Below are 17,644 nucleotides of genomic sequence, written 5' to 3'. Positions count from 1 at the left end.
TGACGCTCACCCCCGCGCTCCGTCGTTCCGAGCCGTATATGCGCCTGCAGTGGACGGACTCGATCACGGGCGCGGTCGGATATCTTGTCGTCCACACACTGCGCGGCGGTCTCGCCACCGGCGGCACCCGGATGCGGTCCGGCTGCACGGTGACCGAGGTCGAGGATCTGGCTCGCGGTATGGCCAACAAGACCGCGACCTTCGACCTGCCGATCGGAGGCGCCAAGGGCGGGATCGATTTCGACCCCAAGGATCCGCGCGCCGTCGAGGTGCTGGAACGGTTCTGCGAGGCCATGCGCCCCTGGATCGACTCGCACTGGGTAACTGCCGAGGACCTGGGGGTGCCGCAGCATCTGATCGACGAGGTCTTCGAGAAGCTCGGCCTGGGTCAGAGCTATCACGCCGCGATCCGGCGCGCCGACGATCCGGCCGCGACGCTGGAGCGGGTCCGTCGCGGGCTGGACGCGGCGGTCGAGGGTGGTTTCTTGCTCGGTGACGTGATCGGCGGTTACGGGGTCGCCCACGCCTGCCTGGCTGCCGCGGTCTGGTGGGGTCAGGTCCCCGCCGCGACCACCGTCGCGATCCAGGGCGTCGGCACCATGGGCGGGGCTGCCGCCTACTACCTGTACGAGGCCGGGATGAAGGTCACCACTGTGGCAGATGCCGCCGGTACCCTGCACTGCGCCGAGGGTCTCGACATTCCCGTGCTGCTGGATCTGCGCGACGGTTTCGGCGAGATCGACCGTTCCCGGCTGCCCGCCGGCATCGAGCAGTTGCCGCGCGCCGCGATCATGTCCGCCGAGGTGGATATCCTGGTCCCGGCGGCGATCTCCTACGCGATCACACCCGACAACTCGTTCGATGTCCGCGCCCGGATCATCGTCGAGGCCGCGAACGCCGCCACCACACCGGAAGCCGAGACGATGCTCGCCGCGCGCGGCATCCCGGTACTGCCGGACTTCGTCGCGAACGCCGGGGCGGTGGCCTGGGCGTGGTGGCTGCTGCTCGGAGAAGTGGATGACACCCCACAGAACTCGTTCGATCGCCTGCGCACCATCATGCACGGCAAAGTCGCGCTGCTCCTCGCCGCCTGGGCCGATCAAGCGATCACCCCGCGTGAATCCGGGCACCGCTGGGCCGACGAACCGGCACCGCTGATGGGCGCGGTCGTCATACCGTGATGCGTGGACACAATCGCCGAGTACCCGCACCCGGTCGCCGGAAACCCCTGGCGGCCAGGTGCGTGCCGGTCGCCTGATCTCGATCGTCCGCCGGGCCGGGCACTGGGAGTCGCCATATCTTGTCGAGATGCTCGGTGCGAGTACTCAGTCGAGCGTGGTCATCGCCTGCCCGGTGGCGGGCCGGGGCAGGAGGCGCTGGAGAACATCGGTGATGGTGATCAGTCCGATGGGTGTGGTGTCGCCGGGGGCACTGACCACGGCGAGGTGGCTGCGGGTTTCCCGCATCGTGCGTAGTGCTTCGTACACCTTGGTCGTGGTCTCCAGGGTCAGTACCGGCCGCATGAGCCGCCGCGCGGTGATGCCCGGTTCGCCCTGGAGGCTGTCGCGTACGTGCAGGAAGCCGTCGATCCGCTCGCCGTCGCGGACGAGCAGGCGCAGGTGCCCGGTCTCGCGTGAAATCGCCTGGATCGCTCGGGGTCCGGCGTCCGGGGCGACGGCGCCGGGGCGGGAATCCGCACGGACGATATCGGCGACGGTGAGCTGTTCGAGTTCGAGGGCGCTGATGAGGTTGCCGTGATACCGCTCGTCGAGGGTGCCCATGGTCGCGGAGTGTTCGACGAGATGGCGCAGTGTGGCGGGATCCTGTCCGGATTCGACCTCACCGGCCGGCGTGACCCCCACCGCGCGCAGGCACCGGTCGGCGGCGCTGTTGAGTGCGGTGAGCAGCGGCCGGGTGAACCACATGAACGCGCGCATGGGAATGGCCAGGATCGTGGCCGATTTTTCCGGATGTGCGATCGCCCAGGATTTGGGTGCCATCTCACCGACGACGAGATGCAGGAATGTCACCACGATCAGCGCGAGGACGAATCCGAGGACGTCGGCGGCCCAGAGCGGGGCACCGAGATTTTCGAACAGCGGTGTGAGCCAGTGGTGCACGGCGGGTTTGGTGACCGCGCCCAGCGCGAGGGTGCATACCGTGATTCCGAGTTGGGAGCCGGCCAGCAGCACCGACAGTTCCGAAGAGCTGCGTAGTGCCGCGCGGGCGGCGCTACTGGTTTCGGCGGCGTCCTCGAGCCGGTGCCGGCGGGCGGCGATGAGTGCGAACTCGACCGCGACGAAGAAGGCGCTGGCGGCGATCAAGCCGATCGTGATCGCCGCGACGACCCAGGGGTTACTCATCACCGCTGTCCTCCATGCCGCTGTCTTCGGTGCCGCTGTCTTCTGTGCCGCACTCTTCCGTGCTGCGGTCTTCCGGCGCGGTCCGGACCGTGACGAACACCGACGAGGGAACATGTTTGTCGACCCGCCGGACCTCGGCGAGCAGGGTGCGTGCGGGCCGCGCCGGATCGTCGAGGTATTCGGCGATGTCGGTTCGCAAGGCGATGCGGACGCGGTCACCGGCCTCGGGAAGTCCGCCGAACGCGCTGATGACCAGTCCGGCGAGGGTTTCGTGATCGCCGCTTGGCAGGGTGATCCCGAGGCAGCGTTCGGCCTCGTCCAGATGGACGGCCCCGGCCATCAGCCAGCCGTCGCCCTCGGCGACGATATCCGCGGCGACGCCCGGGTCGTGCTCGTCGGCGATCTCACCGACGAGTTCCTCGGCGATATCCTCGACCGTCACGATGCCCGCGAAACCACCGTATTCGTCGACGACCAGTGCCATCTCCTCACGGTCGGCGCCGAGCCGGTCCACCACTTCGGGTAGCGGCAGGGATTCCGGCACCAGGACCGCGGGCCGCAGCCGGGTGGCGGCGGTGCCGGTGGGGCGGCCGTCGATCAGGTCGTGGAGGTGGATCACTCCGCGCAGATCGTCGCTGGATTCACCGACGACCGGATAGCGCGTATGGCCTGTCCGCATCCGGGCGAGTACCTCGTGCACAGGGTCGTCGATATGGACGGTGTCGACCCGCGCGCGCGGGACCATGGCATGCTCGGCGGTACTGGTCGGGAAGTCGAGGATACGGTCGAGCAGTGTGGACAATTCGGCGGGCAGTTCCCCGGAATCACGGGACGCCGCGACGATATGTTCGAGGTCGCGAGGTGTGGCCGAATGCTCGACATCGTGCACCGGTTCGATACGCAGCACGCGTAGCAACACATTCGACGATCGGTCGAACAATCGGATCAACCACCCGAAGAATTTCAGATACGCCGTCGTCGACGCGGCCAGTCGCCGGGCCACCGGTTCGGGGCGGGCGATGGCCAGGTTCTTCGGCACCAGTTCCCCGAACAACATCTGCACCAGGGTGGAAAACGCGATCGCCAGTACCGCGCCGGTGGCCGCCCCGGCCGCAGTGGGCACCCCGGCTCCGCCCAGCAGCTCGCCGAGCCCGCGGCCGATGAGCGGTTCGGCGACATATCCGACGAGCAGCCCGGTGACCGTGATGCCGAGCTGCGCGCCGGAAAGCATGAACGAGGTCCGGCGAGTGACTCGCAGTGCCCGGGCGGCCGCCTTGTCGCCGCCGGTAGCCCGTGCTTTCAGCCTGGATCGGTCCACGGCCATGAAGGCGAATTCCTGGGCGACGAAATACCCGGTGAACGCCGTGATGAGTACGACGATGCCGATGCCTGCGAGGATGTTGAGGACGGTCAGCACGGTCGCACCCCGGCCGGTAATCGGGGAGGGCGGTCGTCAGTGGTCGAGCCGGGCTGTCGATGTTTTCGTTTGCGCGATGCGCGTTTCATGAGCTCTCTCTGCGGGGGAGCGGTAAGGGTCCATCGGTCGGCCGCGTGGTGGCCGTCGCGCTACTTGCGGCCCGCCGCCCAGCGCATATTCCACTGGTAGGCGCGATCGAGATCGGCTTGGCTACCGCTGATGTATTCGACCTCGCGTTGCACGGTCAGGCCACCATCGGCAGCGGTCAGCAACGCGACCGCGCAGATACGGGCCCCATCGACAGCCGAATCCAACCGCACCTCGACCTGCGGCCCGGATGTCGGGAACATGGTGACCACGCCGTCCACCGCCGCCCAGTTCGGCGCGCCCTCGTAGATCATCGCGAAGATCAGGATCCGGCGGAACGCCGCAGGATCGGCGAGATTGATGTGCAGGTTCTCGCCACCGGACACCGCGCCGGTGCGATCGTCGCGGTCCAGGGCGATGTACGGAGGCTTGTGCGCGTCGCCGTAGCTCCGGCCCAGCGCCTGGATGACACCCGTGGAGCCGTCCGCCAGTTCGTAGAGACAGCCCAGGTCCAGATCGACTCCGCCGCCGACGCCGAGCAGTTTGGCGAAGAATCCGGTCTTCTTCTGCGCGGGCTGTGGGTTCGTCCAGTTCAGGTTCACCCGCATCACACCCTGGCGCTCACCTCTCTTGGCGAGGTCGACCCGGCGCTCGGTCTTGGTCAAGGTCAACTTGGCCGGGCCGGCCGCAGAGCCACCGCTCGTGCGCGGCGGCCCCGACGGCCCGGATTTCTTCGTGTAGTCGATTCCCATCGTCTGTTTCCCGGGTCAGACGTTCACGCCGTAGTCACGGGCGATCCCGGCCAGCCCGGAGGCGTACCCCTGACCGATGGCGCGGAATTTCCATTCCGGGCCGTTGCGGTACAGCTCGCCGAACACCATCGCGGTCTCGGTCGAGGCATCCTCGCTCAGGTCGTAGCGGGCCAATTCCGTGCCGTTCGCGCGGTCCACCACGCGGATGAACGCATTGCGTACCTGGCCGAACGACTGCTGCCGGGCGTCGGCGTCATGGATCGAGACGGGAAAGAAGATATTGGTGATCGTCGGTGGCGTGGCGGCGAGGTCGACATGGATCACCTCGTCGTCGCCTTCACCTTCGCCGGTGAGGTTGTCGCCGGTGTGCTCGATGCTGCCTTCGGGGGAACGCAGATTGTTGTAGAACACGAAATGCTGGTCGGAGACCACTTTCTGTTCCGGACCGGTCGCGATGGCACTGGCATCGAGATCGAAATCCGAGCCCGTCGTCGATCGCACGTCCCATCCCAGCCCGACCGCCACCGCGGTCAGGTTCGGTGCCTGCTTGGACAACGAGACATTGCCGCCCTTGGCGAGACTGACACTCATTCCGGGTTCTCCTGATTCTCGAGGGTTCATCGATTGTCCGGCCTCGCTCATCCGGCGACCCGGCGGCGACACAGGCGGTATCGCCCGACCGTACTCGGGAACCGGCCGGCCACACCATGCGTGCGCGAATGTTGCCCGAATCGTATTCCGGCCGAAGCGGATCAGCACGCGCAGGCGATTCGGCCCCCCGGCCGTCCCGTGCCGGTGGCGCTGTGAGTTTGCCGAGTCGCGCGTGCGGACATAGATCCGACACTAGCACGCACCACTGTATGGTTGTCGGTGGCGGAAGGAGGTGACCCGTGCCCGCGTCCCTGCTCAGAATCGGCGAGTTCGCCGCCCGCGCCGAGGTCAGCCCGCGCACGATCGACTATTACACCGGCCTCGGCCTGCTCACTCCCGCCGAACGGACCAGCGGCAACTACCGGCTCTATGACATCGCGGATATCGTCCGTGTCCAGCTCATCCGCCGGTTGGAGGCACAGGGGGTGCCCCTGGAGGAGATCGCCACCGCGCTGGCCGCCGGACCGGGCGATATCGGCCGAGTGCTCGAGAGTATCGACGACGATCTGAAACTGCTGCACTCCGCGGCGGAGACCGCGCCCGCCGAAATCCACGGCCTGCTGACGGTGATCAGCGCCCGCATCCACTCCTTGATCACCGTTGCCCTGCAACTGCCGCCCGATATCCCGATCCTGTGAACCGTGCCGCTGCGCTACGTGGGTGGTCCGCAGGCGTGTGGGGCGGTCGGTCGTGGTCGCCGTGCCGGGTGCCCGCACAGGCACCCGGCACCACTGTCGTGTGGGCCTGTCGCACGCTTCGCCTCACCCTGAATCCAACGGTGCCGCAACAGGTCCGGTGATCCATACGATCCGGCGGTAACCGCCGAACGCGCAGAGATTCCGAGGGTCGGGTGGCAATTCTGAATTCGAGACACGGGTGCCGGGCCGGACTGGCACCGGCCGCGGCGGGAGCGCTGCAACAGCAGATCGCGCCGCCCTGGCGGATCGGCTCTTCGGCCGCACCGTGGCCGGACTGAGCCCCCGGAAGCTCGGCCGAGAGAGTCCGGGTCACCTCACCCGCAGGCCGGATCCTGCTCGTCCAGCCGGGACACCAGTGTCTTCGGCGCCACGGTGCGGTAGGCGTCGGTGACGATCTCGCCGATTTCCGCCCAGTCGACCGGTACGTCCAGATAGACACCGAGCCAGCCGCGATGGCCGACATAGGGCGGGCGGAAGAATCGGCCGGGTTCGGCGGAGACCATGGCTTCCTGGGCGCCGGGCGGTGCCGCACACCAGAATCCCAGCCGATCGTCGTGATGGTGATCGGCGAACATGACGAAGGTCTTCTTTCCCCGGATGAACCAGGTCGGTTCGCCGTGACTGAGTCGTTCGGTGGTCTCGGGCAGTGCGGTGCACAGCTCGCGCAACCGGGTCAGGGGCGTCTCGGCCATGGCCGTCACCCTAACGCGGTCAACCGGTGTCGCGAGTTGCCGGACCAGCCGCGCACCGCGGGCCCGATTCCGATGCGCCGCCCAGATCGCGGCACCGCCGACCGTCAGTGCGGTCAGATCCGCCACCTGCACATCAGGGTCGGCGGCACGCGCCTGTTTCGCGTTGTGCAGTAGGCGTTCCAATGTTTCACCGAAGCGAAGTGCCGCGGTCGCGAGTACGGCGTGCGGGCAGCTCTGATCGGCGGTGAGGGCATCGCATATCTGCGATCGCCGAGGTCAGGAAGCGGTGGCGCGACGGTCACCGCTGGCACGCCGATATCGAAGCGCTGCGGGTGATCCACCCGGGTCTGCGTACATTCGGCGACTGGCTCGCCGAATCCGGGGCCGGTGTCCTGGGTGACCACCTGACCGGGGCCGGGCGGGCGGACTAGGTCCTGTCCGGCGAATCCTCTCAGTTCTTGGCTACCCTTCCGCTGTGGAGCTCTACTTCGATCCGGTACCACTGCTGGGTGACACGCACGAGTCGTTCCGCGGGCAATGGGTGGATCGGAAGTGGCTCAACGTGCCCGGACCGTTCTACGGGGCCGATACCGACAACTGCGCTACCGGGCGACTCCACGCGCCGGGGCTGGTGCTCTATGAAGGCGAGTACTACACCGAGTACGTCTACCGTCAGCCCCGAACGACGGAAGAACTCCGGCAGCTGGTCGACGCTGCTGAGGCGGAGGTCTTCTCCGGCTACGGCTGTAACGGTGACGAGTACTGGACACCGGTAGCGGTCCGGGAATGGTGGCGCGACCGAGGCCGGATCCGCGAGTACCTGGCGGACCGGCGTGAGGCATGGGTGGCCGACGACGAGAAGTCGGGACAGGGTATGGCTGCTGCCGCTCGCGACTACGCCGCCTATCTCGACGGTGAGCTGGCCGCGCACTTGCGGATCTATCTCTTCTGGCTCGACGAGCGGCGCTCTCCGACACTGACGGATCGGCTGCCGGAGCTCTAGCCGCGCCCGTGAGGTGCCAGCTGGAAAGCCGGAGGCGGATCGCCGCGACAGCGACAGTGCCGTCTGAGATCCTTCGGCTCCGCCGGCAACCCCTTGTCCGGGAAGCAACCGATCGAGAAGGACCTGGGCGAATTGTCGCCCGGCCCAGGGGCTCAGGCGTCGGTCGCCGACGGTTCGCCGACCTCGACCGGATTGGACGCGTCCCCGCTCCACTGCGACCACGAACCGGGGAACAGGCTCGCCTCGCGCCCGGCCGCGGTCAGCGCGGCGACGGCGATCGCCGCCGTCACCCCGGAGCCACAGTAGACGGCCAGCGGCTCCGGTGAACTCGGGTCCGATCCCGGGTATCGGGCGAGGACCTCTTCGTCCGGCCGGAATCGGCCCGATTCGTCGAGCAGGGCCGTGGCGGGGACGTTGACGGCACCCGGAATGTGTCCGGCTACGGGATCGACCGGTTCGTCCTCGCCCCGGTACCGCTCCGGTGCGCGAACGTCGACGAGAGTGCCGTCGGCGACGATATCGGCCAGCTCCTCGGCGGTCACGACGCCGCGCGCCCCGGAGTAGAGGTCGGGCCGGGTGACAGTGACATCGCCGGGAGTCGGGGTCGTATCCCCGCTGTCGAGGCGGCCGCCCGACTCCCGCCACGCTGCGAGGCCGCCGTCGAGAATTCGCACATCGCGCAGCCCGGCGGCGGTGAGCACCCACCACGCGCGCGATGAACCCGCGCGATTCCAGTCGTCGTAGATCACCACCGGTACGCCGTCGCGCACACCCCAGGACCGCAGATCTCGTTGCAGTGCCGCGCCGTCGGGCAGCGGGTGGCGGCCGCGGCCGGTCACCGAGTGGTCGGACAATGCGCGGTCGAGGTCGACGTAGACGGCGCCGGGCAGGTGACCGGCACGGTAGTCCTCCCGGCCGTCGGGACGGTCCAACCGCCAGCGCACATCGAGCAGCGTCACGGGTGCGCCGGAGGCGAGTGCGTCCGCCAGTTCGCCGGCGGTGGTGAACACCTCAGCGCGAGTAGTCATCGAACAGCCTCCACCTCTGCGGGCCCGCCGTCCCGAGTTCGCACCCCGCGGGGCGGTCGGCGCCGATGGGCCGACGACGGCACAGCCGGATGGTAGCAGCGCCTGCGGGGTCGTCAGCCGGGAAGATGCCGCGGTCGCCCGGCCGTGGAGTTCGCCGGGGCTGTGGGTTTCGAATCTGCGAGATGCGAATTCTGGACTGCACTTCCGGGGGTATCTAGAGTACCGACTCGGTAGAAATCCAACCGTTCGGTTCTCTGAGTGATCGGTCCGGGAATTGCTGTGGTCACTGTCGATGTCCTGGACCGGGCGCTGCGAGTCATGATGTGGTCCAAGGGATCACCTGCGGGAAGCGAGGCAGCCGCGCGGTCGCTACTGCTCGTCGGTGGGGAGGCGGATCCGGGCCACCAGAGCTCGGTGGTCCGCGCCGGGCACCTCGATCGTCTCCACTGCCTCCGCATGCCCCCCGGCGACGAGGATGTGATCGATTCCGACCAGCGGCGGCCACCTCTTGTCGGTCGGGTAGGTGACCAGATGCCCCGCGCCCGCCTGTACCGCGGCGTCGCCGAAACGTCCGGAGAGCAGCGCGCGGAACTGCGCGTGATCGTAGGTCGCGTTGAAATCGCCCCCGACGATCACCGGACGGTCCGCGGGGGACCGCTCGAGGATCTCGCCCAGCCGCAACAGCTCGTCGGCCCATACCCGCGTTCCGTACACCGGTGGCACGGGATGGAAAGCGTAGACGGTGACCGGTCCGATATCCGGGACGGTTGCCGTCGCGGAGAGCTGGTTCAGCACGTATCCGTCGTATTCGACGGTTTCCGACAGTGGATAGCTGCTCCAGATCCCGGTACCGGCCGCGGTCCGGCCGGGGGACAGATACCGGTGGGGCAGTATCGCGTCGAGTCCGGCCCGGCCGAGTGCCTCGATCGCGGCGGGAGTGAGTTCGTCGACGGTCAGCAGATCGACCCGCCGTCCTCGTATCTCGTCCACCAGTGCCCGTGGATCGGCGCCGTCGAAGAGGAGATTGGCCTGCATCACCGTCACCGCGCGCCCGTCGTCCGCGGCGTGGGACCGATACAGCGGCAGCTGCGTCCATACCCCGGCCGCGGCGACGAGCAGCGCCAGCCCGGCACCACTCCACCGCCGACCGGCGGCGAAGGCGGCGGCGCCGACGAGCGCGCAACCCATCAGGTATGGCGCACCGGATGCCGCGAGGACCAGCAACCGCGCGGACGAATGGCTGAAGTGCAGCCCGATCCCGGCGGCGCCGGCGAAGGTCGCGGACCAGGCGAGCACATCGGCACCGATCCGGACCGGTTTCGAATTCACATCCGCAAGCCAAGCACACAGGTCGAACCGGGGGGCGGCCACGGTAGGACGTCCCGCTCTGTCACTGGCAGGGGCATGCTGGTGTGGGCAGTGTGGTCAGTCGGCGCGGAGGAGGTCGGCGGCAAGGGATCGGCCCAGGCGCAGTGGTTCCACCGTGTGCTCGAGTTTGGAGCCGGCCAGGGCGCCGTCGTAGATCAGCTGGATTCGGCGGGCGAGTCCAGCGGCATCGGGGGCGCGGCGGGCTCGCAGCAGTTCGATGAGGGTGTCGAGCATCCAGCGGCGGTGGGCGACTACGGGCGCGAGGGCCTCGTCCGGGAATTCGGTTGCGGCATTGGCGTATTGGCAGCCTCGGAAACCGCGGTCCGGGGCGGACGCGAGCGCGAGGTCGAAGAAGGTGAGGATCCGGTCGGCTGGATCGGTTATCTCGGCAGTGGCTTCGTTCCAGCGGGCGCGATCGCGACGGTCCAGATGTTCGAGATAGGCGATGACCAGTGCGTCCTTGGAGCCGTAGCTGGAATACAGACTGGCACGTGCCACCCCGGATTCGGCCAGGACCCGATCGATGCCGATCGCGCGGATACCGTGCCGGGCGAACAGGGTGGTCGCGGTATCGAGCAGGCGCTGCGCCGGCGCCGGTTTGCCGCGCCGTTCGGCGGATGCCGGTGCCGCGGACTCCGTTGTTGTGGCCACGTGTCCACCATAACCATTTCCCGATATAGACAGATCGTTCTATCTACCGATAGGCTGTGTCCGTGACCCGCAGCAACCTGACCCGCCGCCTGCACGTGGACCTCGTGCGCGTGGCCAACGCTGCCTGTCGTCACCGGCGCTGATCACGCTCCGCGTACCGCGTAGCGATCCGTTCGCGTATTCACCGGCCGCCGTCGCGGCCGCGCACTCTCACAGATTCCACCCCTTGGAAGGCGGCTGCCCATGTCCCTGTATCTGTACGAACTCGTGCCCACCGGCCCTGCGGCCCGCACCATCGAGGAATTCGGCGCGCGGGCCGAGAAGGAAGGTGGAGTGCTGATCGAAGCCCAGGTCACCGCCGGTGCCGCCCGGATCTTCGCGATCGCCGAATTCGCGGGTTGTCGGGCTCCCGCGCTTCCGGCACCGGAGCTGCTCGCCGAGGCCGTCGACGGTCCGCACGAAGTCCGCCTGGTCGGCGCCGATCTGGCCGCGATAAAGGCCGCGCGGCCGGGCGCCGGATATCTCGTCGAATGGGATATCCCGGCCGAGATCGATATGAACACCTACCTGGCCAGGAAAAAGGCGAATGCCCCCAAATACGCCGACGTACCCGAGGTGAGCTTCCTGCGCACCTACGTCCGCGAGGACACGGCCAAATGCCTGTGCTTCTACGACGCGCCCGACGAAGCCGCGGTGCGCCGCGCCCGCGACGCGGTGAACACGCCGGTGGACCGGCTGCACGAACTGGCAGATCCGCGGATATGACCGCCACCGTCACCTCCGCCGCCGGGCGGACAGTCGCCGAATTCGTCCGCACTCGTGCCGCCGACCTCGATACGGGCCACACCGACACTCGTACCGATATCGCCGAGATCGGCGGGCGCGGCCTGCTCGACGCCGGGCTCGGTGGTTCCGATATCCGCGAAATCGCCGGTGTCATCGAAGAGGTCGCGGCCGAGAGTCTCGCGGCCGCGTTCTCACTGTGGGCTCAGCGGATGGCACTCGAATATGTCCGGCGCGCGACCGGTTCGGTGCGCGAGCGGTATCTGGACGAACTGGCCTCCGGTCGGCAGATCGGTGTCACCGCGATGGCGGCGGCGCTCAAACACCTGGCGGGCCTGGGCGAACTGCCCCTGCGCGCCGACGATGTGAACGGCGATCGGGTCTCCGGACCGATCGCCTGGGCCTCCAATGTCTTCCCGGATTCGCTGATCGTGTTCCCGTTCCGGGGCTCGGACGGAAGCGGCCGGGTCGGGGTGGTGCGTGCCGATGCCGACGGTGTGGGGATCCGGTCGGCGCCGGAGCTGCTGGCGCTGGGTGCGACGGCCTCGACCGCTTTGGCCTTCGACCGGGTCGAGGTGCGCGAAGACCAGTTGGTCACCACCGATCTTCCCGCTTTCTGCGCGACCATCCGCCCGGTGTTCCTGCTGTTGCAGACGGCGTTCTGCGCCGGTGCCGCCGGGACTGCGGTCCGTGCGGCGGGGGACCGGCTGGACGGACTCGGCGCCCAGTTCCGGGGCGAGCACCGGGCTCTCGCCGGACGGTACTCGGCGGTGCGGCGGCGTCTGCGCGAATACACCGCCGACGCGCATGCGACGCCGCCCGCCGAGCTCATCCGCCTGCGCCTCGACGCGGCGTGTACCGCCGTCGACGCGAGCCGCTTGGAATCCACGCTGCGCGGCGGCGCGGGCTACGCACTGCACTGCGATACCAATCGGCGGTTCCGGGAAGCCGCCTTCCTCCCTGTCCAATCCCCCTCGGAAGGCCAATTGCGGTGGGAACTGTCGCAGTACGACTAGCCGGTGCTCGCAAAACCTATCCGGGCCGGCACGACCCGGTGCTCGACGACGTCGATCTACGGATCGGCACCGGTGAGCTGCTCGTGGTGCTCGGTGCCAGCGGTAGCGGTAAATCGACGCTGTTGCGCGTGGTCGCCGGCCTGGACCGGCTCGACGAGGGCGAGATCAGCTGGGCCGCGGGGGAGGCCGAGAACCCGGCTACGGGGATGGTCTTCCAGCAGCCGCTGCTCATGCCCTGGCTCACCGTCCGGGACAACGTCCGGTTCGGTGGCCGGTTCGCCCGACACCGGAGCGGATTCGACCCGGACCATGTGGACGGACTGCTCGGCCGTTTCGGCCTGGCCGGGCTCGCCGACCGGCGGCCCGATCAGCTCTCCGGCGGGCAGGCGCAACGGGTCGCGGTGATCCGGGCGGTGGCGGTGCGGCCGCGACTGCTGCTGCTGGACGAACCGTTCAGCGCGCTCGACCCGGCGGTCCGCGCCGACCTCCAGGACTGGCTGGCCGATCTGGTCCGGGAGATCGGCTGCACCACGGTGCTGGTCACTCACGATATCGACGAAGCCCTCCGGCTCGCCGACCGGATCGTACTCATCGGGGCGGGCGCGACGGTGCGCGAAGAGTTCCGCGAGCTCGGTGCTGCGGACGAACGGGACCGGTTGCGGCAGCGGATCATCGACCGCTACCGGGATTCGGCGGTGACGTCGTGAGCGCCCCGTCGATATCGCGGCGGGGATTGCTCTGCGGGTGTGCCGGACTCGTCGCGGCGGGCGGTCTCGCCGGCCTGGCCGACCTGGGCCGGGCGGCGGCGCAGCGGCGCGATACCGGCGGTGAGCGACTCCGGGTCGGCTATCTGCCGATCACCGATGCCGCACCGCTGCTCGTCGCCGACCGCGGCGCCGCGGCCGCGGATCTCGCCGAACCGGTGTTGTTCCGCAGCTGGGCGGCGCTGGCCGAAGCGTTCCTCACCCGGCAGGTCGATATCGTGCACCTGCTGATGCCGATGGCGGTCCAGCTGCGGTTCGGTCTCGGCGCACCGGCGCGGGTGCTGGGGTGGAACCACACCAACGGTTCCGCGCTGACGGTCGCGTCCGGGATCACCGAACTCGGGCAGCTGGCCGGAACCCAGGTCGCCATCCCGTTCTGGTGGTCCATCCACAACATCGTGATCCAGCAGTTGCTGCGCGCGAACGGTTTACGCCCGGTGATCCGTGGCGCGGCCTCACGTTCGGCGGGGACGGTGGAACTGGTCGTGATGAGCCCGTCGGATATGGTCCCGGCGCTGGCCAACGGTTCGATCAGCGCCTTCACCGTGGCCGACCCGTTCAACGCCGTCGCTGAACTCCGCGGTGTCGGCCGAATCCACCGGTTCCTCGGCGACCTGTGGCGTGATCACGCCTGCTGCGCGCTGGTCGTGCACCAAGAGCTGCTGGACCGGCGTCCCGCGGCCGCGCAGGCGGTCGCCGACGCGGTCGTCGCGGCGCAGCTGCGCATCGGTGCCGACCGTCCGGCTGCCGCGAAACAACTCGCGGGCGCCTACCTGCCACAGCCCTTGCCCGCCATCACCAAGGCTCTCACCTATCCCGATACGCTCCCGGTCCGCCACCCGGATTGGCAGCCGCAGCGGATCGGATTCCAGCCCTTCCCCTTCCCGAGTTTCACCACCGCGCTGGTGGCAGCCATGCACGACACCGTTGTCGACGGCGATACCCGCTTCCTCGCCGCCCTGGACCCGGACCGGGTACACGACGCACTCGTCGACGACCGTTTCGTTCGTGCCGCGCTCGCCCACGCGGGCGGTCCGGCCGCCTTCGGCCTGCCCGACCGGCTCACCCGCATCGAGGAGATCGACCCATCGTGAACACCGTCGACACCCGGCCCCGGACCGCCTCCTGGTTGCCCCGTCTCGCCGCGGTCGCCGCCGCCCTGCTGTTGTGGTGGATACTCACCGATCTGCTTGCCGGACCCGATTCGCTGCTGCGCGAATTCGGCCCACAGCATGTCCCCGCTGCGGTCGGGGAACTGTTCGACCGCGGGGTGCTGCTCCCGGATATCGCGGTCAGTATGTGGCGCCTGCTGGTGGGGTTGCTGATCGCGGTCACCGTCGGTATCCCGCTGGGGCTGCTGCTCGGACTGCACGCCGCCACCGAACAGGCGGTGGCACCGGTGGTGCAGTTCCTACGGATGATTTCGCCGCTGTCCTGGGCGCCGATCGCGGTGGCGCTGTTCGGTATCGGGAACCAGCCGGTGATCTTCCTGGTCGCGGCCGCATCGGTGTGGCCGATCGTGCTGAACACGGCGGCGGGGGTCCGGGCGATAGATCCCGGGCTGCTGCTGGTCGCGCGCTCGTTCGGGGCCTCCCGGCGAGAACAGCTCGCGGCGGTGATCCTGCCCGCGATCCGTGCGCAGGTGCAGACGGGCATTCGGATCGGTTTGGGGATCGCCTGGGTGGTTCTCGTCCCGGCGGAGATGCTCGGCGTGCGCTCGGGTCTCGGCTACCAGATCCTCAATGCGCGCGACCAGCTCGCCTATGACCAGGTGATGGCGGTGATCGTGGTGATCGGTGTCATCGGATACGCCCTGGACACACTGTCCCGGGTAGCCCTCGACCGCCGCTGATCGTCGCGCAAGTCCCGGCCCGGCGGCGTCACTCGCCGAAACCGGCTCCGGCGCGGCGGATCGCGGCGCGCATCGCGGTCGCGCGCTCGGCGGGTGTGGTGGAGACGGCGGCGGCGACCGCTGCCCCCAGGCACGCGCCGAGATGGGTGGCCAGCACCGGCCGCAGCTCCGGGCCGGGGAACCGTTCCCGGAGGGATCCGAGCAGTTCGGTGTGCGCGGATTGCAGTCGCAGCATGAGGGATCCGGGGATGCCGCGCGCACCGCGCACGACATCGGCGCGGACGTCGGCGAGTTCGTCGGAGCGGTCGGTCGCTGTATCGAAGGCATCGACCAGCGCGAGTGCCGCGGCCTGGACCGAATCCCACGGAGTGGCCCCGGGGTCCAGCCCGTCGAGGGTGTCGACCGCGGATCGGATATGTGCTTCCAAGTGGTGGAAGAGGACATCCTCCTTGGCCGGGAAGTAGAGGAAGAAGGTCCGTCTCGAGACACCGGCCGCGGTCGCGATATCGGTCGCCGAGGTCGCCGTGAAACCGCGGTCGAGGAACAGATCCGTGGCGGCGCGAATGATGGCCGCGCGGGTCTCCGCGCGCTTCCGGTCCCGCAGCCCTGTCGTCTCGCCCATCCGAGCAGACTAACCCCTTGTCCGAGAAATGTGCACTAGTGCATAATTGCACCAGTGCACATTGCCGGTCAGGGCCGGCACCGATGAAGGAGAAGCGATGAGCGAGCTGACTGGCCGGACCGTACTGGTAACCGGCGCGGGACGCGGGATCGGACGAGCCGAGGCGCTGTACCTGGCCGAAGCGGGCGCCAATGTCGTGGTCAACGACCCCGGGGTGGGTATCGACGGATCGGGCGGCGACGAGTCGGTGGCGGCCGCTGTCGTAGCGGAGATCCGTGTGCGCGGCGGCAACGCGGTGGCCGATACCGGAAGTGTGTCCGACTGGGCCGCCGCCGAAGCCATGATCGCCCGCGCCGTGAACGAATTCGGTGATCTGCACGCTGTGGTGAACAATGCGGCGATCGAAGCCAACCGGCCGCTGGATCGGCTCACCGAGCAAGAATTCGACGAGGTGGTCGGAGTGAAGCTGAAGGGAACCTTCGCCGTCAGCCGGCACGCGGCGGCCTACTGGCGCGATCGGTTCGCCGCCGGTGACCGCATCGACCGGTCGCTGGTCAACACGTCATCGGGTTCCGGCCTGCTCAATCCGCTGCCCACCCAGACGAACTACGCCGCCGCCAATGCCGGGGTCGCGGCGATGACCACGGTGCATGCTCTGGAGTTGCGGCGGCTCGGCGTCCGGGTCAACTGTGTCAGTCCGTCCATGGTGCGCACCCGGCTCACCGAATCGGTGCCGACAATGGACGAGGTGCCGCAGGGGGATGCGTTCGATCCGAAGGGCCCGGTGACCCTGGCACCGGTGGTGGCCTACCTCGTCGCGGCCGACTGCCCGCTGACCGGCCAAGTGCTCTCGGTGCGGGGTGGTTCGGTCGCGGTGAACCACGGATGGCATCGCGGCGAGCAGATCGAAAAGGACGCGCTGTGGACGATCCCGGAACTGGCGTCGGCGCTGGCGGCGCTACCACTGGAGGATCCGTTCGAACGCTTGTCGGCGGCGCTGGGTGGTGCCCTCGGCACCACGGGCCGTGCTCAGCTCGAGGCACTCGTCGCCGCGCAACTCGACGGCGCGCAACTCGACGGCGCGGTCCCGGCCGGATAATTCCGGCCGAGCTGCCGTAACGCACCGCGCGCCGGGGCTCCGGTGCGATCGATCAGCGGCCCGCCGCTGCCCGACCCCGGTGTCGCGGGCCGACCCCGGTGTCGCGGGCTGTCAGCGGTAGAGGCCGACCAGGGCGCGCGACGCCGCATCGACGATCTCGTCCGCGGAGGCGCGCAGGGTGCCGTCCAGCCAGGCGGTGACGAGTTCGGCCATACCGCCCACGAACAGCAGGCCCGCGGTCTCGTCGGCGTTCTCGCTGCGGTCCCGGGGGCCGAAGAATTCGCGGGCCTCCAGCGCGGACCGATGGGCCAGGTGGCGGAGCAGTTCGGTCCGTCGTTGCCGCAGTTTCGGTACCGCGACCGACTCCACGATGGCGACCCGCCCCTTGCGCGGGTCGTCTACGAGCAGTCGGACGAATGCATGGATCGACGCCCGGGCCCGCGCGGCCGGGTCCTGACCGGCGTCCTCGGCGGCCCGCCGGCTGGTCTCCTCGATCTCTACCGCGATTCCGCTCATGACGGCCTCGAGCAGTGCGTCCAGTCCGGAGAAGCTCTCGTAGAAATAGCGTTCGCTCAGCCCCGCCGCGGCGCAGACGGCGGTCATCGTGGTCCGCGATTCCGGATTCGCCCAGACCGTGAGCCCCGCCTCGAGGAGTCGCGCGCGGCGTTCGGCAGCGCGTTCGGCCGCGCTCACGCCCCGGTAGACCCCTGATTGCACGGCCACGTTCTCAGCATGCCACAGGGATCCGCGAGTCAAGGTTGACAGGATGTACTTCCTGAATCAGTCTTGACGTGATCA

General features: G+C 68.7%; 20 protein-coding genes. 10 read left to right on the top strand and 10 right to left on the bottom strand.

The annotated features are described in order from the left end of the window. Nucleotides 1-38: 38 nt before the first annotated feature. Nucleotides 39-1,181, top strand: a complete 1,143-nt coding sequence (locus tag OG405_RS12825) for a Glu/Leu/Phe/Val dehydrogenase dimerization domain-containing protein (RefSeq protein WP_327152321.1) — start codon at nt 39-41, stop codon at nt 1,179-1,181. 144 nt (nt 1,182-1,325) lie between these two features. On the opposite strand, the gene OG405_RS12820 is transcribed toward OG405_RS12825, so the two are convergent. The 4 genes from OG405_RS12820 to OG405_RS12805 form a co-directional block, all read right to left on the bottom strand. Further along, a complete protein-coding gene (locus OG405_RS12820) occupies nt 1,326-2,363 on the bottom strand; it encodes a hemolysin family protein (protein WP_327151856.1) in 1,038 nt (345 codons plus the stop codon). Then, nucleotides 2,356-3,780: a hemolysin family protein gene (locus OG405_RS12815; RefSeq protein WP_327151855.1), complete on the bottom strand. Its 1,425-nt coding sequence runs from the start codon at nt 3,778-3,780 to the stop codon at nt 2,356-2,358. Before OG405_RS12815 ends, OG405_RS12820 begins: the two co-directional genes overlap by 8 nt. 149 nt (nt 3,781-3,929) lie before the next feature. After that, on the bottom strand, nt 3,930-4,619 hold the full coding sequence (locus OG405_RS12810) for a TerD family protein (RefSeq protein WP_327151854.1): 690 nt from the start codon (nt 4,617-4,619) through the stop codon (nt 3,930-3,932). A gap of 15 nt (nt 4,620-4,634) precedes the next feature. Then, entirely contained in the window at nt 4,635-5,210 is a 576-nt protein-coding gene (locus tag OG405_RS12805; RefSeq protein WP_327151853.1) for a TerD family protein, read from the bottom strand. A 299-nt stretch (nt 5,211-5,509) separates the two neighbouring features. Here OG405_RS12805 and OG405_RS12800 point away from each other — a divergent pair, with 299 nt between their 5' ends. Beyond that, nucleotides 5,510-5,908, top strand: a complete 399-nt coding sequence (locus OG405_RS12800) for a helix-turn-helix domain-containing protein (protein ID WP_327151852.1) — start codon at nt 5,510-5,512, stop codon at nt 5,906-5,908. A gap of 374 nt (nt 5,909-6,282) precedes the next feature. On the opposite strand, the gene OG405_RS12795 is transcribed toward OG405_RS12800, so the two are convergent. After that, complete coding sequence (locus OG405_RS12795) at nt 6,283-6,660, bottom strand: MmcQ/YjbR family DNA-binding protein (RefSeq protein WP_327152320.1); 378 nt, start codon at nt 6,658-6,660, stop codon at nt 6,283-6,285. A 475-nt stretch (nt 6,661-7,135) separates the two neighbouring features. On the opposite strand from OG405_RS12795, the gene OG405_RS12790 reads away from it, so the two are divergent. Then, the gene (locus OG405_RS12790) at nt 7,136-7,663 is read left to right on the top strand and encodes a ferredoxin (RefSeq protein ID WP_327151851.1); all 528 of its coding nucleotides are present in this window, start codon (nt 7,136-7,138) and stop codon (nt 7,661-7,663) included. A gap of 152 nt (nt 7,664-7,815) precedes the next feature. On the opposite strand, the gene OG405_RS12785 is transcribed toward OG405_RS12790, so the two are convergent. The 3 genes from OG405_RS12785 to OG405_RS12775 all read right to left on the bottom strand — a co-directional run bounded on the left by OG405_RS12785 (nt 7,816) and on the right by OG405_RS12775 (nt 10,710). Next, nucleotides 7,816-8,691: a sulfurtransferase gene (locus OG405_RS12785; protein WP_327151850.1), complete on the bottom strand. Its 876-nt coding sequence runs from the start codon at nt 8,689-8,691 to the stop codon at nt 7,816-7,818. 369 nt (nt 8,692-9,060) lie between these two features. Continuing rightward, nucleotides 9,061-10,020, bottom strand: coding sequence for an endonuclease/exonuclease/phosphatase family protein (locus OG405_RS12780; protein WP_327151849.1), 960 nt, complete (start codon nt 10,018-10,020; stop codon nt 9,061-9,063). Between the two features lie 96 nt (nt 10,021-10,116). Then, nucleotides 10,117-10,710, bottom strand: coding sequence for a TetR/AcrR family transcriptional regulator (locus OG405_RS12775; protein ID WP_327151848.1), 594 nt, complete (start codon nt 10,708-10,710; stop codon nt 10,117-10,119). A gap of 56 nt (nt 10,711-10,766) precedes the next feature. On the opposite strand from OG405_RS12775, the gene OG405_RS29205 reads away from it, so the two are divergent. The 6 genes from OG405_RS29205 (at nt 10,767) to OG405_RS12750 (ending at nt 15,125) form a co-directional block, all read left to right on the top strand. After that, nucleotides 10,767-10,853 carry a putative leader peptide gene (locus OG405_RS29205; RefSeq protein ID WP_442790753.1) on the top strand — a complete coding sequence of 29 codons (87 nt, stop codon included), beginning with the start codon at nt 10,767-10,769 and terminating at the stop codon, nt 10,851-10,853. 100 nt (nt 10,854-10,953) lie between these two features. Further along, nucleotides 10,954-11,475: a DUF4242 domain-containing protein gene (locus OG405_RS12770; RefSeq protein ID WP_327151847.1), complete on the top strand. Its 522-nt coding sequence runs from the start codon at nt 10,954-10,956 to the stop codon at nt 11,473-11,475. Beyond that, nucleotides 11,472-12,509 carry an acyl-CoA dehydrogenase family protein gene (locus OG405_RS12765; protein ID WP_327151846.1) on the top strand — a complete coding sequence of 346 codons (1,038 nt, stop codon included), beginning with the start codon at nt 11,472-11,474 and terminating at the stop codon, nt 12,507-12,509. Before OG405_RS12770 ends, OG405_RS12765 begins: the two co-directional genes overlap by 4 nt. Further along, the gene (locus OG405_RS12760; protein WP_327151845.1) at nt 12,485-13,216 is read left to right on the top strand and encodes an ABC transporter ATP-binding protein; all 732 of its coding nucleotides are present in this window, start codon (nt 12,485-12,487) and stop codon (nt 13,214-13,216) included. The genes OG405_RS12765 and OG405_RS12760 overlap by 25 nt, the downstream gene beginning before the upstream one ends. After that, a complete protein-coding gene (locus OG405_RS12755) occupies nt 13,213-14,367 on the top strand; it encodes an ABC transporter substrate-binding protein (protein ID WP_327151844.1) in 1,155 nt (384 codons plus the stop codon). Before OG405_RS12760 ends, OG405_RS12755 begins: the two co-directional genes overlap by 4 nt. Further along, entirely contained in the window at nt 14,364-15,125 is a 762-nt protein-coding gene (locus OG405_RS12750; protein WP_327151843.1) for an ABC transporter permease, read from the top strand. Before OG405_RS12755 ends, OG405_RS12750 begins: the two co-directional genes overlap by 4 nt. 28 nt (nt 15,126-15,153) lie before the next feature. On the opposite strand, the gene OG405_RS12745 is transcribed toward OG405_RS12750, so the two are convergent. Then, nucleotides 15,154-15,747 carry a TetR family transcriptional regulator gene (locus tag OG405_RS12745; protein WP_327151842.1) on the bottom strand — a complete coding sequence of 198 codons (594 nt, stop codon included), beginning with the start codon at nt 15,745-15,747 and terminating at the stop codon, nt 15,154-15,156. A 97-nt stretch (nt 15,748-15,844) separates the two neighbouring features. Here OG405_RS12745 and OG405_RS12740 point away from each other — a divergent pair, with 97 nt between their 5' ends. Next, on the top strand, nt 15,845-16,846 hold the full coding sequence (locus OG405_RS12740) for an SDR family NAD(P)-dependent oxidoreductase (RefSeq protein WP_327151841.1): 1,002 nt from the start codon (nt 15,845-15,847) through the stop codon (nt 16,844-16,846). A 111-nt stretch (nt 16,847-16,957) separates the two neighbouring features. On the opposite strand, the gene OG405_RS12735 is transcribed toward OG405_RS12740, so the two are convergent. Continuing rightward, on the bottom strand, nt 16,958-17,569 hold the full coding sequence (locus OG405_RS12735) for a TetR/AcrR family transcriptional regulator (protein ID WP_327151840.1): 612 nt from the start codon (nt 17,567-17,569) through the stop codon (nt 16,958-16,960). Nucleotides 17,570-17,644: the final 75 nt, after the last annotated feature.

This window comes from Nocardia sp. NBC_01329 (assembly GCF_035956715.1).
In the GTDB taxonomy this organism is placed as follows: Bacteria; Actinomycetota; Actinomycetes; order Mycobacteriales; family Mycobacteriaceae; genus Nocardia.
Note: the sequence above shows the minus strand (reverse complement) of the source record. Positions and strands in the feature narration are given on the sequence as shown.

Bases quoted from the DNA above. Each gene is read 5' to 3' on its own strand.
- OG405_RS12825 (WP_327152321.1), top strand. From the start codon at position 39: ATGCGCCTGCAGTGGACGGACTCGATCACGGGCGCGGTCGGATATCTT.
- OG405_RS12820 (WP_327151856.1), bottom strand. From the start codon at position 2,363: ATGAGTAACCCCTGGGTCGTCGCGGCGATCACGATCGGCTTGATCGCC.
- OG405_RS12810 (WP_327151854.1), bottom strand. From the start codon at position 4,619: ATGGGAATCGACTACACGAAGAAATCCGGGCCGTCGGGGCCGCCGCGC.
- OG405_RS12805 (WP_327151853.1), bottom strand. From the start codon at position 5,210: ATGAGTGTCAGTCTCGCCAAGGGCGGCAATGTCTCGTTGTCCAAGCAG.
- OG405_RS12795 (WP_327152320.1), bottom strand. From the start codon at position 6,660: ATGGCCGAGACGCCCCTGACCCGGTTGCGCGAGCTGTGCACCGCACTG.
- OG405_RS12785 (WP_327151850.1), bottom strand. From the start codon at position 8,691: ATGACTACTCGCGCTGAGGTGTTCACCACCGCCGGCGAACTGGCGGAC.
- OG405_RS12770 (WP_327151847.1), top strand. From the start codon at position 10,954: ATGTCCCTGTATCTGTACGAACTCGTGCCCACCGGCCCTGCGGCCCGC.
- OG405_RS12765 (WP_327151846.1), top strand. From the start codon at position 11,472: ATGACCGCCACCGTCACCTCCGCCGCCGGGCGGACAGTCGCCGAATTC.
- OG405_RS12745 (WP_327151842.1), bottom strand. From the start codon at position 15,747: ATGGGCGAGACGACAGGGCTGCGGGACCGGAAGCGCGCGGAGACCCGC.
- OG405_RS12740 (WP_327151841.1), top strand. From the start codon at position 15,845: ATGAGCGAGCTGACTGGCCGGACCGTACTGGTAACCGGCGCGGGACGC.